The 15,059-nt window shown below is 45.2% G+C and carries 17 protein-coding genes and 1 riboswitch; of the genes, 3 read left to right on the forward strand and 14 right to left on the reverse strand.

What is annotated here, in order from left to right; all coding sequences use genetic code 11:
• Positions 1-19: 19 nt before the first annotated feature.
• Entirely contained in the window at positions 20-214 is a 195-nt protein-coding gene (locus MHI53_RS17710; protein ID WP_340371841.1) for a hypothetical protein, read from the reverse strand.
• A gap of 80 nt (positions 215-294) precedes the next feature.
• Between MHI53_RS17710 and MHI53_RS17715 the strand changes: the two genes are divergently transcribed.
• Positions 295-600: a hypothetical protein gene (locus MHI53_RS17715; RefSeq protein ID WP_061142246.1), complete on the forward strand. Its 306-nt coding sequence runs from the start codon at positions 295-297 to the stop codon at positions 598-600.
• 195 nt (positions 601-795) lie between these two features.
• Here MHI53_RS17715 and tpx read toward each other — a convergent pair whose 3' ends face one another.
• From tpx to sppA, 5 genes are all read right to left on the reverse strand, one after another.
• Positions 796-1,296 carry a thiol peroxidase gene (tpx, locus tag MHI53_RS17720; protein WP_061142247.1) on the reverse strand — a complete coding sequence of 167 codons (501 nt, stop codon included), beginning with the start codon at positions 1,294-1,296 and terminating at the stop codon, positions 796-798.
• Positions 1,297-1,468: 172 nt separating this feature from the next.
• Positions 1,469-1,933, reverse strand: a complete 465-nt coding sequence (ytfJ, locus tag MHI53_RS17725; protein WP_061142248.1) for a GerW family sporulation protein — start codon at positions 1,931-1,933, stop codon at positions 1,469-1,471.
• Positions 1,934-1,947: 14 nt separating this feature from the next.
• Positions 1,948-2,640, reverse strand: a complete 693-nt coding sequence (locus MHI53_RS17730; RefSeq protein ID WP_340371842.1) for a DUF2953 domain-containing protein — start codon at positions 2,638-2,640, stop codon at positions 1,948-1,950.
• Between the two features lie 95 nt (positions 2,641-2,735).
• Complete coding sequence (locus tag MHI53_RS17735) at positions 2,736-3,272, reverse strand: RDD family protein (RefSeq protein WP_340371843.1); 537 nt, start codon at positions 3,270-3,272, stop codon at positions 2,736-2,738.
• A gap of 12 nt (positions 3,273-3,284) precedes the next feature.
• Complete coding sequence (gene sppA, locus MHI53_RS17740; protein ID WP_340371844.1) at positions 3,285-4,286, reverse strand: signal peptide peptidase SppA; 1,002 nt, start codon at positions 4,284-4,286, stop codon at positions 3,285-3,287.
• Between the two features lie 468 nt (positions 4,287-4,754).
• Between sppA and MHI53_RS17745 the strand changes: the two genes are divergently transcribed.
• The gene (locus MHI53_RS17745; protein WP_232732428.1) at positions 4,755-5,558 is read left to right on the forward strand and encodes an NAD kinase; all 804 of its coding nucleotides are present in this window, start codon (positions 4,755-4,757) and stop codon (positions 5,556-5,558) included.
• 42 nt (positions 5,559-5,600) lie between these two features.
• Here MHI53_RS17745 and MHI53_RS17750 read toward each other — a convergent pair whose 3' ends face one another.
• From MHI53_RS17750 to MHI53_RS17770, 5 genes are read right to left on the reverse strand one after another with little or no spacing between them, the layout of a single operon-like run.
• Positions 5,601-6,371, reverse strand: a complete 771-nt coding sequence (locus MHI53_RS17750; protein WP_340371845.1) for a TatD family hydrolase — start codon at positions 6,369-6,371, stop codon at positions 5,601-5,603.
• 19 nt (positions 6,372-6,390) lie between these two features.
• On the reverse strand, positions 6,391-7,143 hold the full coding sequence (locus MHI53_RS17755) for an ABC transporter ATP-binding protein (protein WP_340371846.1): 753 nt from the start codon (positions 7,141-7,143) through the stop codon (positions 6,391-6,393).
• The gene (locus MHI53_RS17760; protein WP_061142254.1) at positions 7,118-7,900 is read right to left on the reverse strand and encodes an ABC transporter permease; all 783 of its coding nucleotides are present in this window, start codon (positions 7,898-7,900) and stop codon (positions 7,118-7,120) included. Before MHI53_RS17760 ends, MHI53_RS17755 begins: the two co-directional genes overlap by 26 nt.
• A complete protein-coding gene (locus tag MHI53_RS17765; protein WP_061142255.1) occupies positions 7,897-8,181 on the reverse strand; it encodes a thiamine-binding protein in 285 nt (94 codons plus the stop codon). The genes MHI53_RS17760 and MHI53_RS17765 overlap by 4 nt, the downstream gene beginning before the upstream one ends.
• Positions 8,182-8,192: 11 nt before the next feature.
• Positions 8,193-9,197, reverse strand: a complete 1,005-nt coding sequence (locus MHI53_RS17770) for an ABC transporter substrate-binding protein (protein WP_340371847.1) — start codon at positions 9,195-9,197, stop codon at positions 8,193-8,195.
• Positions 9,198-9,324: 127 nt separating this feature from the next.
• Positions 9,325-9,434: riboswitch (TPP riboswitch) on the reverse strand.
• A gap of 227 nt (positions 9,435-9,661) precedes the next feature.
• Between MHI53_RS17770 and MHI53_RS17775 the strand changes: the two genes are divergently transcribed.
• Positions 9,662-10,492, forward strand: coding sequence for a protein-glutamine gamma-glutamyltransferase (locus MHI53_RS17775; RefSeq protein WP_340371848.1), 831 nt, complete (start codon positions 9,662-9,664; stop codon positions 10,490-10,492).
• Between the two features lie 59 nt (positions 10,493-10,551).
• Here MHI53_RS17775 and rarD read toward each other — a convergent pair whose 3' ends face one another.
• The 3 genes from rarD to MHI53_RS17790 form a co-directional block, all read right to left on the reverse strand.
• The gene (gene rarD, locus MHI53_RS17780; protein ID WP_061142258.1) at positions 10,552-11,481 is read right to left on the reverse strand and encodes an EamA family transporter RarD; all 930 of its coding nucleotides are present in this window, start codon (positions 11,479-11,481) and stop codon (positions 10,552-10,554) included.
• A gap of 47 nt (positions 11,482-11,528) precedes the next feature.
• Positions 11,529-13,160, reverse strand: a complete 1,632-nt coding sequence (locus MHI53_RS17785) for an amidohydrolase (protein ID WP_340371849.1) — start codon at positions 13,158-13,160, stop codon at positions 11,529-11,531.
• A 144-nt stretch (positions 13,161-13,304) separates the two neighbouring features.
• Entirely contained in the window at positions 13,305-14,888 is a 1,584-nt protein-coding gene (locus tag MHI53_RS17790; RefSeq protein ID WP_340371850.1) for an acyl--CoA ligase, read from the reverse strand.
• Positions 14,889-15,059 lie beyond the last annotated feature (171 nt).

Raw genomic sequence — 15,059 nt, forward strand, 5'->3', positions numbered from 1 at the left:
AAGCCGGAGACCCTAGCAATCATCCTTGGTTGTAATTCTTACGTTGCTTTCCGCCCCGAATGAACACGAAGAAGGAATTTTGATTGTCCTGAATGGGGCTTTGATCGTTCCATTGCACTGCAGGCGCTCGCTTATCCAGAGGCGGCTCACGGACCCGTTTCATTCCGCCCTGAGTGAAAACAAGCTTTATATTTCCATTTACTAACAGCTCCAAAAAATTGCCCCATATTTTTTATTACTGGGAAAGGCTCCATGAATGCCCAAACAGCGTACTATACATGAGGTGGTGATTATATGGATAATCAAAATCAATACTATCATGGGCCGGTTAATCCGATAAATCAGCAACATGATATACAATCAGCAGAAGAATTCAACAGGCAACAACAAGGGTTTCAACAAGGGTTTCGGCAAGGATATCGCCAAGGGTATCGACAAGGGTATAGAGATGGATATCGGGCAGGGCAACAAGCAGGTGGGCATTACCCAAGGCAAATGCCGGCTTGGCCTAATGAAGTTGATATAAAAATCGGTACACCTAATGGTCAAGAGTGGTATGGTAAGATTGTTTTACCACTGAATGGTGAGAATTCAGACTAACTAAATCGGCATATTGAACCTAAAAAACCGTATAACAGAACACGCAAAGATGATTATGCTAACTGCATCCACATTGAAAATCAGGGCCTAGAAAGGCTGTTGTCCACTTCAACGACAAGCTGTTTATCAACAAGAGAAAATCAACATAAAAAAAGAACCGGGCCCATTGCGCCCGGTTCTTTTAGAATTCACAGCTTATTTTGATGCTTTGGCCGCTTCGATTGCACCTTCGTAATTTGGATGGTTCGTACCCTCGCTCACATATTCCACATAAGTGATTTCATCAGAACTGTTCACGACGAATACAGAGCGTGCCAGAAGACGTAGTTCTTGCATGACCACACCATACGCTTCACCGAAGGAAAGGTCACGGTGATCGGAAAGAACTTGAACATTATCCAATCCGCTCGCAGCGCACCAGCGTTTTTGTGCGAAAGGAAGATCGTTGCTGATCGTCAATACTTTCACATTGTCCAATTTTGCCGCTTCTTCATTGAATTTTCGTGTTTGTGCATCACATACACCTGTATCCACTGAAGGAACCACACTGATAATGCGGACAGTACCTTTGGAGTCGCTTAATGTAACGGGTGATAAATCATTGGCCAATACAGTAAAATCAGGAGCCTTGTCCCCAACTTTTAGTTCCTGTCCCACCAAAGTGACCGGGTTGTTTTTAAATGTAACTGAAGCCATTAAAAATTCCTCCTTTTTCTGCTATATGTACAAGCCTAATCATATTTGTTTTACCGAAATTTTGCAATTAATTGATTTGGGAATGTGGAAGTGTCCATGGCATTCACTCAAGCATGCCATCGTTCTAAGGCGATTCTTGCAAAAAGAAAACTCGGCGGATGCCGAGTCGCTTTTAGAAATCTAAGTCTTGTTTAGGTTCCTGGTATCTCGTTGCTGGCGGTTGACTTGCCCCTTGCTTTTGATTACTGTCCTTCTTGGCCAGCATGGACTGGATTTTATCGACGACCTGAGGTGCCAAATCCATCATTTTTTCAAGAAGATGCGTCCCTTCATCCAGATGAATCATCTTCACGCCATGGGAACCGACGATCAAAAAAGCAATCGGCGTTATTGAGACACCACCACCGCTACCGCCGCCAAATGGCTGTTTGGATTCACCTTGCTGTCCTTGATGATTGCCGTCAATCACGAATTCGCTGCCGCCTGCCGCAAAACCGAAGCCCACTTTTGACACGGTTAAAATGACACTTCCATCCGGAGTTTCAACCGGATCGCCGATGATCGTGTTCACATCGACCATTTCTTTCAGATTTTCCATCGCTTCTTTCATTAATCCTTGGATCGGATGATCTGACATCTAAATTCCTCCCTCTAGAACGATTGTTTATTGGAATCACCTGATAGCCTCGCTAAATTCCTGGACTTGAAATTCGCCTTCCTGCCTTTCCAATAACGAAGCAGTTTTATTCCAGTCCACATAGCCTGCCCGATTCTAAATTGTAATATGCAGGAAATTAACGTATTGGCCTGCCATCGCTGAAAGTCAGGCGTAACTGAATAGGAAGGCATGATTTGAAAATTCAAATAGGAGGTCAATAAGCCGATGATGGACCCCTTAAGCGCCCAGCATGCCCCCGTCAGCATACCGGTATGTGCGGCATTTTTAGTTCCGACCCTGCTGTGCCACACGAATTTTTTAACCTTGACCTTTCGTGTGAACTGCCGGACGATTCGATGAAAGCCGACTATATGCACAATCATCGTCCGGAGGTCAGCAAATCCGTCTCGTAAATTTTCTGGTGTGATTTTTTTCGTTTCTTCCTTTTTGCTTTCTTCCTTCCTTCCTTGTTCTTTCTTTACTGTTATCGCTGCAGACCCCTCATCCTTTTTAATGACAGGCACTTTGAACGTATAATGAAAAAGTCCAAACCAAGCTGATAATTTAATTTGTATTTGGTCATTTTTGTGAACATGCTTTAAGTCAATGTACACCTTTATTTTAGTGAACATAAGAAGAAGCAGCAGTAAAATGAGGCAACCTGCAATCAACAAAAGCCACTTCATGCATCCACACCCTTTTTGCCTTTCAGTATCGGCATATCCCCAAAAAAATAAACCTGCAAAAGCGAATATAACGCTCTTGCAGGTTCATGAAATACTTATCTTCTTACCAAGACCACACTTGTGTCTGCAAAGACATCATGCAAGGCCTGTTTCTTCGGCAGCAGTCCTGCCAAGAGATAGCCAATCCAGGTCACCTTTGAAATATAGCGTCCGATCAGTTCCCTGAATAATACCGTTCCCCAGGAAATGACCTTTGCCTCTTCCTTCAATGCCACGACCTTCAGGCCAAAAATCATTTTGCCCAAGGTTTGGTTCAAGAACTTGGTCATCAAAACAAAGTACAGGAAGAATACGATTCCCGTCAAGAAGCCCTCTGCGGAAAACCACAGATCATCTGTCCCTTCATAAAACTTGAAGATCGGATGAATCAAGATCCGATTCAAGCTTCCTATAACCAGTAGGTCCGCTAAATACGCCCAAAATCTCATCCAAAAACCAGCAAAGCAGACAGCTTTGAATTCCCTATCTACGGGAACCTCCGCTGGTGATGAATCCGACTGAACGGGTCCATGCTGATTCTCCAATAAATCGGGTGAAGCCATTTGTTCATTGTTTTCATTTCGTTCCGTCATCCTTCAGCCCCCCTATTCCGCATACAAATACATTAAGCGTGGAGAATTTGAAGAGGAAAGGATTTTTGTCAAGACTGCCGTTTCCACATCATTTCCCAACATTTTTTGCGCTTCCATACTGAATAACCAGCCGAATCCTGCCTCATCCGTGTAACGGATGACTTGAGCATCTTTTTCACCTATATCCTTTTTCATGGCGGCAATGACATCATCCAAATGGCCGAAATCATCTATTAAATGGTTTTCCTTCGCCTGACGCCCATCATATATGCGGCCATCGGCAATCTTCCTTACTTCCTGCTCGGACATACCCCGTCCGTCTGCAATGACCTTCACGAATTGATCATACGAGTTATTGATCATGTTTTGCAGTATATCTCGTTCCTCGTCCGTCATTTCCCTGGTCGGACTCATAATGTCCTTGTGCGGTCCGCTTTTGATCGTTTCGAACTCCACGCCATATTTCTTGGCCAGCTTCTCATAATTATATCCATGCATGATGACGCCGAGGGAGCCCGTCATCGTTTCCGGACTAGCATAAATCTTATCGGCCGGGGCTGAAATATAATATCCACCCGAAGCGGCCATTGACCCCATTGAAACATAGACAGGTTTTTTCACTTTTTTAATATCCAGGATCTTGTCGTAGATCTCTGCACTTTCGACGACACCGCCTCCAGGTGAATTCACCCGGAGGATAATTCCCTTGATATCATCATTTTCTTCTGCCATCTTCAGCTTATCCATGAAGGCTCGGTGATTATATGTTGCCGAACTTAGTAAGGATGCTTCTCCTGTATCCTGAATCGTCCCCTCTACATCGAATACGGCAATAACATTCGCGTAGTCTTCGCCTTCGATGATTTCTTCGTAAAATTCGCTTTCGGAAGCGAATAATTCATTAATGACACTTTCCGTATCAGCTGTAAAAAAAGTCGTAGCCGTCCCTACCAGAATAGAGACAAAAAATAAAACGGCTGCAATTCCTAATGCGGCCCAACGCTTTCCATTCATCTGTGTTCCCCCTTAACGATATGTATCCTTCTTACCATACGAATTGCATCCAAAAATGTTTCATTCCATGATAATCTAAGATAGTTAAAATTGTAGCAAATAATCCTCTAATTGGAAATGGGAGCCGCCCTTTGCACGCCTTTTTTCTTCCCCCTCTATATAAAATTCCTATCATCCCCACTCATGCCAATGAAAACTTGTTGGACACTTCCGTAAAAATTCTTTTTGCTTTTCAGACAGAGATGGCGACAGTTGAAAAAGGGCTTCACGAGTAAAGTGCTCGAATTCATGATCTTTAATGAAAAGTGCACCAACATACTAAAATGTTTCATTCCATGATAAACTACTATGTATAAGTGCAGCACACCATTCTCTAAAATGGACGGACGAAGGCCCATATTGGCTTCATCGCTTCCTAATATAGAGAATATAGAAAGCCCTTTCATTACTATTATTATTAGGGGGATCATGATGAACACTCGAAGAAATATTTATTTTTTCCATGCATCAAGTTCAGAAATGCAAAACAAGGTCGAACATCTTGCAGAGTTGGCCAACCAGAACGACTATGAGGTCGTCCAAGATTTCACAAAAGCTAACATTATCGTGAGCATTGGTGATGACGGTACCTTTTTACAGGCGGTACGTAAAACCGGCTTCAGGGACGATTGTTTATATGCCGGCATTTCCACTACCGGAAATTTGAATATGTACTGCGATTTCCATCTAGAAGATACAGACAAAATGATTGATGCGATGACAAGAGAGCAAATCGAGGTTCGTAAATATCCAACGATCGAGATTCAATTGGACGAACAGCCTCCTTTTTATGCCCTCAATGAACTGAGTATCCGGACTTCGATTACGAAGACGTTCATCATGGATATTTTTATCGATCAAATTCATTTCGAAACCTTCCGCGGGGATGGAATCATCATTGCGACCCCTACCGGAAGCACCGCCTACAATAAGTCGGTGAATGGCGCCGTCGTGGATCCGCTCCTCCCTTGTTTTCAGGTGAGCGAGCTCGCTTCCATCAATAATAATACCTATCGGACCCTCGGGTCTTCATTTATACTAAGCAGCGATAGAACCTTGACTGTTCAACTTGAACAAAATGGTCCAAGCTATCCGATCGTCGGACTTGATAATGAAGCCTTGAGCATCAGCCATGTCGGAAGGGTAAAGGTCCGCTTAAGCGGCAAAGTGATCAAAACCGTCAAACTAAAGGATAACTCTTTTTGGGAAAAGGTAAAAAGGACCTTTCTCTAAAAAACCTATAAAAAGGTGCCAGATATTAGCTCTGGCACCTTTTTATATTTCATAAAAATCCTTGGTGTTTCGATAAAGGGTTTCATACACTTGGTCGACCGGCAAGCCTTTGATCGAAGCGATGTGACGCACACCCTCATGGATCATGCCAGGATGTGTCGATTTCCCCTTGAATTCTCCTTCGAACTCCCATGGTCCATCCGTTTCAACCATCATCAGCTCAAGCGGATATAGAGACACTAAATCCTTTATTTCTCTTTCATAGCAAACATCCGGGGTGATGGAAATGCGGTATCCATTTCGGATCATCCTAGCAATCGTTTGGCCATCGCCTTTAAACCAATGAAAATGTGCCTTTCTGATATCGTGCTTCTCCAATAGGTCGCATACGATGGGAGCATCCTCATATACGGCATGAAGGATTACCGGTTTATCGATTTCTTTTGCAAAAGCAAGAAGTCTATCCAATATCTTTATGTATCCTGCCAACTCGATAGCGTGATTTTCCTGCCTTAAGTAAAAGGGAAGCCCAATCTCCCCTACAGCCACCATATTGTGCTGGTGTGCCTGCATCCAATTCAATAATTCCATCATTTCCTGTTCACTAGGAAGGGGCTGTTCGGGATGAAACCCGAAGGCTGGCTTAATTCGTGAATCTTTGCGTGATAGCTGGTCATTTATGATGGAAGATTCCAAATCCATGGAAACCGTCAGCAGTGACTCCACCTGCACCTTTTCCATATCCGCGAGTATTTGCTCCTGCCCCCTTCCATCATATTGATCAAAATGGATATGGCTGTCGATGATTTTCATGCTTCATACCCTCCTTGGCTTATGTAGTGAAGGTTGGCTTCAGTGCGGCATATAATTCCCGTTTCAACTGAAAGAATTCATCACTGAGAAGCTGTTCTTCCCTCCTTGGCCTTGAAAATGGAACGACAACCTCCTTGATGACAGATGCCGGTTTGGATGATAACACGTATATCCTATCGGAAAGGAACACCGCTTCATCGATGCTATGTGTAACGAAAAGCACCGACCGCCGATATTCCTCCCAAAATGACATCAGCCATTTTTGCATCTGCACCCTAGTCAGTTCATCCAAAGCGGAAAAGGGTTCGTCAAGGCACATTAAATCCTGAGGGCTCAAGATGCTTCGGATAAATGCGGCCCTTTGCTTCATGCCGCCGGATAATTCGTGCGGATATGCTTGTTCATACTCTCCCAACCCTGCTTTGATCAACAAGGCCTTGGCTCTTTTTTTGTCTTTAACCCCGGCAAGTTCACTTCCTAGCAGGACATTTTCCATAACCGTTCTCCAAGGTAATAGCGAGGGCTGTTGGGGCATATAGCTTATATGGCCTTTTAAGCCATTTATTTTCTTTCCGTCGAGTAAAATGTCGCCATGGTCCGGCTTCAAAATGCCGCCGGTCAAGTGAAACAATGTACTTTTTCCACTGCCGGATGGTCCAAGGATCGTGACGAATTCCCCTTCCCCCACATGAACATTCAGCTTCTCTAAAATATTCTGTTTACCATCAAAGGAATAGGAAACGTCTTTAATTTCCAGATGCATGCTTTTCATCCTCCTTCCGCTTCCATGAAACAAGGTACCTCTCCAGTAGGGTGATGATTCCAAAAAAGAGCAGGCTCATTCCCATAATGATGAAAATGGCTACAAACACCCGATCGGTCCTGAACGCCGAGGAGGCGAGTGTCATATATACGCCAATCCCGGATTTCGCCCCGAGCCACTCCGAAATGACTGCACCCATTACACTATAGGTCGCCGAGATTTTGAGGCCGGAGAAAATGGACGGAATCGAGTGGGGAAGTTCGAGCTTCCAAAACAACTGTCTGTTTCCCGCTCCCATCATCTTAAAATAATGCTTGAGTTCATACGGTGTCTGGCGCAGGCCATCCAATGAGGCAACGGCAACCGGAAAAAAGCATACAAGCGAAATGACGATGAGCTTAGGCAGCATCCCAAAGCCAAACCAGATCACTAAAAGCGGTGCCAGCACGATGATGGGAATATTCTGTGACAAAATGAGCAAGGGATAGACGGCATCTTTCACACCTGAAAACAGATGTAAGGCCGCAGCAATCAATAAGCCGATACAGCTTCCAATTAAAAAACCGGATATCGCAAGCTCGGTCGTTGATAATAGGTGTCCCAATAGATTATGAAAAGACTCGATTCCTTCAATGAAAATGGCAGATGGAGCAGGAAGCAGCCATTTTTCGATTTTCAATATCGCTGTCGCTGACTCCCATGCGATCAGCAGCAATACTAAAAGAAAGAAGGGAGCCCCCTTCTTCCAAATCCTTCTTCCGATCATGCCCGATACTTCTCCGTCAACGTATCCATCGTGATCCCGCTCGGCTGATATAATATTTTGACTTGGGAAATGACATTCGGCGAACCTAGTTCAATCATTCTTTGATTCATTTTTTCTATCACCGCAAATAGCTGGGAAAGCTCGCCCTCCATGGTTGTTTCCAGGGGGTGAACCTCGTATTTGACACCTGATTCATCTATGATCTTGATTGCTTCATCGACTAAAGGAATGACATTTTCACCTTTAGGAATAATTTGTATACTGATTAAAGAACTGGCCATTTTTTTTCCTCCTAATTAGGTAAAAATTCGTTGGTAAACGCCTCTTCAGGTTTAAAATCACCTTCAAGAAGCTTATTTTCTCTCATCCAATCACTGTAATTCTTCCATATATCAAGCTTTTGTTCACCCCAGCGCGGAGCATCATCCTGATATTTATCCGCAAGCCACGCCTGGCTCTTCCTCACTAGTTTGGCATCCAGGTCCGGAGCGGCCTTCATTAAAATGTCCGCTGCCGCATCGGGATCATCAATCGCAAACTGATACCCTTCAGAAGCTGCATGAACGAATGCCTTAACCGTTTCTGGATCTTCTTTGATCAGCTTTTCGTTCGTTGTCAGAACAGGCGTATAGTAATCGAGCTTATCCGAGTAATCGGTCAAGTAAATCATATTCAGCTTTTCATTTCTCAGCTCGGCCTCGACACCTGTCCACCCATAATAAATCCAGGCGAAGTCTACATCCCTTTTAACTGAGGTGAAAAAATCAGCATCCCCTGTATTGACGATATCGACTTTATTTACATCCGCATTTACTTTTTTCATGAGCGAATCCATGATGGCCTTTTCTACCGGTGACCCCCAGCCACCATATGTTTTCCCTTCAAAATCCTTAGGGGATTTAATGTTTTTATCCGCTGGAGATGCGAATCCAGAGGTATTATGCTGGATGACTGCAGCCAGTGAAACGATCGGCACACCTTGGACGCGGGCCTGGGTAATGCCTTCCTGGTAGCTTACGCCAAATTCTGATTTCCCGGAGGCCACCAGCTTATCCGCACCGGCTTCACCTGGCATGATGATATCGACATCCAATCCTTGTTCTTTAAAATACCCCTTTTCCTTGGCTACATACAATCCTGTATGGTTTGTATTCGGTGTCCAATCGAGAACGACCGATACTTTTTTCATTCCTTCATTATCTTCCTTTTTTGTTGCTTCATCTTTTTCGTTCGTTCCGCCGGCGCCACATCCAGCTAAAAGGAACAACGAAGTCAGCAATGGCAAAAATTTATTCAAGCGGGTATCCTCCTACTCATCGTATAAGATCCACATGCAGGAATATTAAGGGCGCCAGGTGCATTTTGCCAATCATAAAACAAAAAACGCCCGAAGATGAATTCGGACGTTAACATACAAAACGGAAAATCTGTCATAATATGTTCCCTCCGCTGGCACCATCCAGATCAGGTTCAAAGAGTCAGCATCTAAAGGACGCAATCTCAGCCAGCATTACTGGCTCCCCTACATTTCTCGCACATATGGACTTTTCTCTATCATTATATCAATTCATCGCGAAAAGGGAAAACTAATTTGCTTCCGTTAAAAAATCCCCTACACCTGCCATCCGAAACACGCTTCATTACCGGCACTTTTCCTCCTTCACATAATCACTTCCATGCGGATAATCATATAATGACCATGACCTGCAGACATTTCCATGTACCAGATTCATAACTCATAAGCAAAAGGTGGATATGATCATGATCAAGATTAATCACAAATGGTTAGATATCAGTCAACTCCAGCCAGGTATACCATCTGCCAAGGCGCTGGAACTGCTACAATTGCTGGCGGGATATGCGACCGTTTTTGAATACCGGAACTTGGAGGAACTTAATTTCGACATTCAATTGAGGCTTCGAGTCATGGAGGCAGCCATTTCATTAGATAAAAGCGGTGCAGAATTTGCTACACTCGATGAATCGGAAACAAATCAACGATATTGGCACCTCGCAAAGGATGGCACCTTCACCCTCCAGCCAGGAATTCCCCCCCATGTTGCCATTGCAGATATTTTCCAAAGTGGAACGCTATATGCTTTCGAATGCGGGACAGCAATAGTCGTCACGTTCTTAATGGGGATCATGGATGTAATCGGCCCGCGGAAGTTTGACTATCTTTTTTCAGACCTCGTGCTATATGACTGGCATCCCCCAACGAATATGATCCTGCTCGTTCACCGCGGCACCGATTATTTACCAGGGGACTGCGTGTATTTCAAAAACCCGGAACATGATGAAAAAACGCCTGAATGGCAAGGGGAAAATGCGATATTATTAGGGAAAAATCTCTTTTTTGGCCACGGGATCGGCATTACCAATTCTAAAGGAATCATTGATGAGTTAAACGATAATAGAAAATCGAATGCAACCATATCGGCCTACCTGACAGACCATATCGTTAGCCTTGACAGTTCCTATTATTTTGACACGGTCCAACCCTATCCCATCCGCAAAGAACAGGTCCCCCGACTCGAGAGCCTCCCTGATTTGATCGTTTCTGAAATAGGTTCGACGTTTCACCTATCCTGATGCATGGCCCTGCATAAAAAAATGCTTGGAGGAAAAGCTCCGCCAAGCATCTTTTTCATTCATGCACCCATATTCCTCTTGCCTTTGAACCTGCGGGCGCTTGCCTGCCCCCATTTCGTGATGGAGAGCGTATAAACGGCCAAAGCTGACCATATGAACAAAAAGGCTAAAAGATGTGCTTTCGTAAAACTTTCATGATAGACGAATACACCGATCAGTAAAGATAAGGTCGGAGCGATATATTGAAAAATGCCAAGCATCGAAAGCGGGATCTTTTCTGCTCCTTTTGCAAAATATAAAAGAGGTAGCGCCGTGACGATCCCGCCGCCAACCAACAGCAAGCCTGTGCTCCCCGCTGTAAAGAATTTCATGTCTGCCTGGGCCGATAAGTATATCAGGTAACCAAGGGCGAGGGGCGTCACCATCATCGTTTCTAGCGTCAGCCCGATCGCCGATTCGGCCTTGATCATTTTTTTCGCCAATCCATACAATCCAAAGGTCATCGCCAAGACAAGGGAGACCCAGGGAATGGTGCCAAAATGAATCCCAAGGATCAAAACACCGATTCCGGCAAGCGCGAACGACATGATTTGCGCTCCGCTCAATTTTTCCTTTAAGACGATCACGCCCAAGAGGACGCTGACTAGCGGATTGATATAATAGCCAAGGCTGGTGTCGAGAATCCGGCCGGAGTTAACGGCCCAGATGAATACTCCCCAGTTAGCTGTAACGAGCAGTGACGCTGTAAGTAAAGCTATAAAGAGTTTAGGGTTACGAACTATATTCTTGACATAGTCAAGAAACGCTTGCCATTTTTTCATGAACATCAATAATACCAGCATGAAGACGAAAGACCATAATACCCTTTGCGCCAGTATCTCTGTTGCACCGACCCCCTGGAGGAATTTCCAGTACACCGGAACAATTCCCCACATCATATAAGAAAGAGCGGCATAGATCGCTCCTTCTTTTTGTTCATTCACTTTCATAACCTGCCTTCTTTCCATTCATTCCTTGATCTTTTAAAACCATCTACCTATTCTGCATTCCGATGACTCGTTTTGCAACTGTTATTTTCATCATACATGATCCTGCCATCAATGACCGTCATGACCGCTTGAGCTGTTAGGAGATCATCAGGCTTCACTGCAAAGACATCCAAATCAAATACGGTAAAGTCGGCATCATACCCTTTGAAGATCATACCGCGCCGCTTTCCCTGGCCTATAGCCGCGGCACTCCCTTTCGTATATAGAGAAAATGCCTCAAAAACGGTAAGCCTTTCAGCCAAGCCATACCCCGCATCATCACCATCGATTTTCGCTCTCGTGACAGCAGCATGGATCCCCAAAATTGGATTCAGTGGCTCGATCGGTGCATCTGAACCGCCCGCACAAGTGATTCCCATATTCAAATAGGTTTTCCAGGCGTATGAGGATGCCAATAGCTTTGCCGGAACCTTTTCTTCCACCCAAGGAAAATCGGACGGTACGAAACCGGGCTGGATATCAAAGATCACCGGCAGTTTGACTGCCCGCTCCAGCAGCTCCGGCCGGACGATCTGGGCATGGATGAGCCGATCATGCAGTCCGTCTTTCGGAGGCAGAGCTTCAATGGCATTCAATACATATTCAAACGCGAGATCGCCAATGGCATGGGCCGCGATCGGCATGTCTGCCTGCCTTGCTTTTTGCACCCAATGGCGAAGCTCTGCTTCCGTGAATATCGCTACGCCATTCGTACCGCTTTGATCTGCATACGGCTCGCTCAGCAAGGCTGTATGCCCCCCTAAGGAGCCATCGGTGAATATTTTCATGCTATCGAACTTGATATATTGCGTTCCCTCTTGATAACGGCCTCCTGCTGCCAGCATATCTTCAAGGGCCTCATGATGTACGAGCAAATTGGCTCGAAAGGCCATCCCCTTATCCTCGATGACCGATTTAAACGCCTCGTAAGTCGGCACGAAGCCATTGTAATAATGGAGGTCCTCCGTATGGCCTCCCGTCAGTCCAAGCTTATGCGCATCTTGTATCGCCTCTGAAAGCGCAGCTTCGATATAGTCCTGGTCAATGCCGGGAAGGCTGTCCAAAATCAGGTTCTGTGCCTGGCTTTCCTTGAATAGACCATTTAATCGCCCATCGGGATAGCGGCAGATCACACCGCCTGCCGGTTCTTCTGCCTCCTCCTTGATTTCCGCTGCCAAGAGGGCACTGGAATTGACCACCAAGGCATGGCGGCAGATCCTTTTCAAGACGATGGGATGCTCCGTCGATATCTCATCAAGCTCATCCCGTAAAATCAATTCAGGATCAGTCCATTCATTTTCATTCCATCCTTCAGCGACAATCCACTTTCCTGCGGGTGTGACGGCGCACTTTTCCTTCAGGGCGCTCAGGATGGCTTCCCGAGCTTCCATCAAGGAAAGGTCTAGACGAAGCAGACGCTCGCCATGCCCGACCAAATGTAGGTGGCTGTCCACCAACCCCGGAAGCATCGTTTGTCCTTTTAAGTCGATTTCCCTGGAAATATTGCCGGCATACGCCTGTCTTATATAAGCAAGACTGCCCGTGTCGACTATCACGCCCTTTTCACTGAAAAGGGCTTCCACCCGATCTCCTTCTTTCAACATCGTATAAATGGACCCATTGAACCATAACGTTCCCATACCGGCTTTACACTCCTTATTAAATGTTTCTTACGGATATGCAGTAAGTGTACCATCTCATTCCACAGATTCCCAGAGGTAAGATTCCATGCCATCCCCGTCCATAGAAAAAAAGTCAGCCGGGTGGCTGACCGATGCTGACGATTAGTTATGCAGGATTCCTTCTTCCCTTTTCCGTAAATCAACCCGTTTAATTTTACCGGAGGTCGTTTTCGGAAGCTCATCAAGAAACTCGATTTTCCTTGGATATTTATATGGGGCCGTCGATTCTTTTACATGTGTTTGGAGTGTTTTGACCAGGTCCTCGCCAAGCGGGTCGATATCATCCATCAAGACGACATACGCCTTGACCACATTACCCCTTATTTCATCTGGACTGGCTACAACGGCACACTCTTTCACATACGGATGCTTGACAAGTGCATCTTCCACTTCAAATGGTCCGATGGTATATCCAGAGCTGATGATGATATCATCGGCACGCCCTTCAAACCAGAAATAACCTTCTTCATCCTTTTTCGCCTGATCGCCGGTAATATAATAGTCACCACGAAATTGCTTCGAGGTACGCTCGGGATCTTTAAAATACTCTTTAAAGAGTGCAGGTGTATCGACATGCACGGCAATGTCCCCGACTACGCCCGGAGAACAAGGGTTGCCGGAATCATCAATGATTTCCACATGATTTCCCGGAGTCGGTTTGCCCATCGAGCCCAGCTTGATCTCCATCCCTTTTGTAACACCCACCAACAAGGTATTTTCGGTTTGTCCATATCCATCACGGACTTCAATATGAAAATGATTTTTGAAGACCTCGAATACTTTTTGGTTGAGGGGCTCACCAGCCGATACTGCGCTATGAAGGTGTGAAAGATCATAATAATCAAGATTATCCACCTTGGCCATCAGACGGTACTCGGTCGGTGTGCAGCATAACGCATTCACCTTGTAGTCCTGTAGCAGCTGAAGGTATTTCTTCGCCTCGAATTTCCCATGATAGGCCAGACCGGTCGCTCCCGTACCCAGAACCGCCAGGAAAGGACTCCAAATCCACTTTTGCCAACCTGGACCGGCCGTGGCCCAAACGACATCCCCTTCACTGATTCCGAGCCAGTTTGCAGCTGATGTTTTCAGATGGGCATAAGCCCAGCCATGTGTATGGACGACCCCTTTAGGATTTCCTGTCGTTCCGGAAGTGTAAGATAAGAAGGCCATATCCTCACTCCTCGTCGCAACCATTTCCAGCTGATCCGATCCGGCAGCGGCAAGCTCATCCAAATCCAGCCAACTTCCCACCGGCTTTCCGATTGAGAATTTCAGAAGGCCAGCCGCCCCATCGACCTCATTCAGTTCAGAAGTATATTCATGATAACTGATTATCCCTTTGACATCACCGTGGCCAATCCGATACTCCAAGTCCTTTGCACGCAGCATCTCCGAGCAAGGGATGACGATCATGCCTATTTTCAATGCGGCTAAATACACCTGGTAAGCCTCCACCAAGCGAGGAATGATGATCAGGACCGTATCTCCTTTTCCCAGACCTTCCTTCTTGAACGCATTTCCGATTCTATTTGCACGTTTAATTAATTTTTCATATGTAAGTTGTTTTTTCTCTCCGGCTTCGTTCTCCCAAAGAACAGCAACTTTTTCTGGTTTTTTTGCAAAACGTTCCATCTCACTCACTAAGTTGTACTGTTCCGGAGCTAATAAATCTTCACGTTTCATTTTCTTCCCCTCCAATTATGAACTCTTAGTACCTACTCATTATACAAGATACTGCTCCTACATATCCATGTATTTTTACAAATAAAAAAGAGATCAGGTTCGATACCCGTTCTCTTTATCCTGAATCGGCTTACCTCCCGCTTTTTCGTCCATTCACGCCGTTAATTCGGC

It is taken from the genome of Peribacillus sp. FSL E2-0218 (assembly GCF_037992945.1).
GTDB lineage: Bacteria > Bacillota > Bacilli > Bacillales > DSM-1321 > Peribacillus > Peribacillus simplex_B.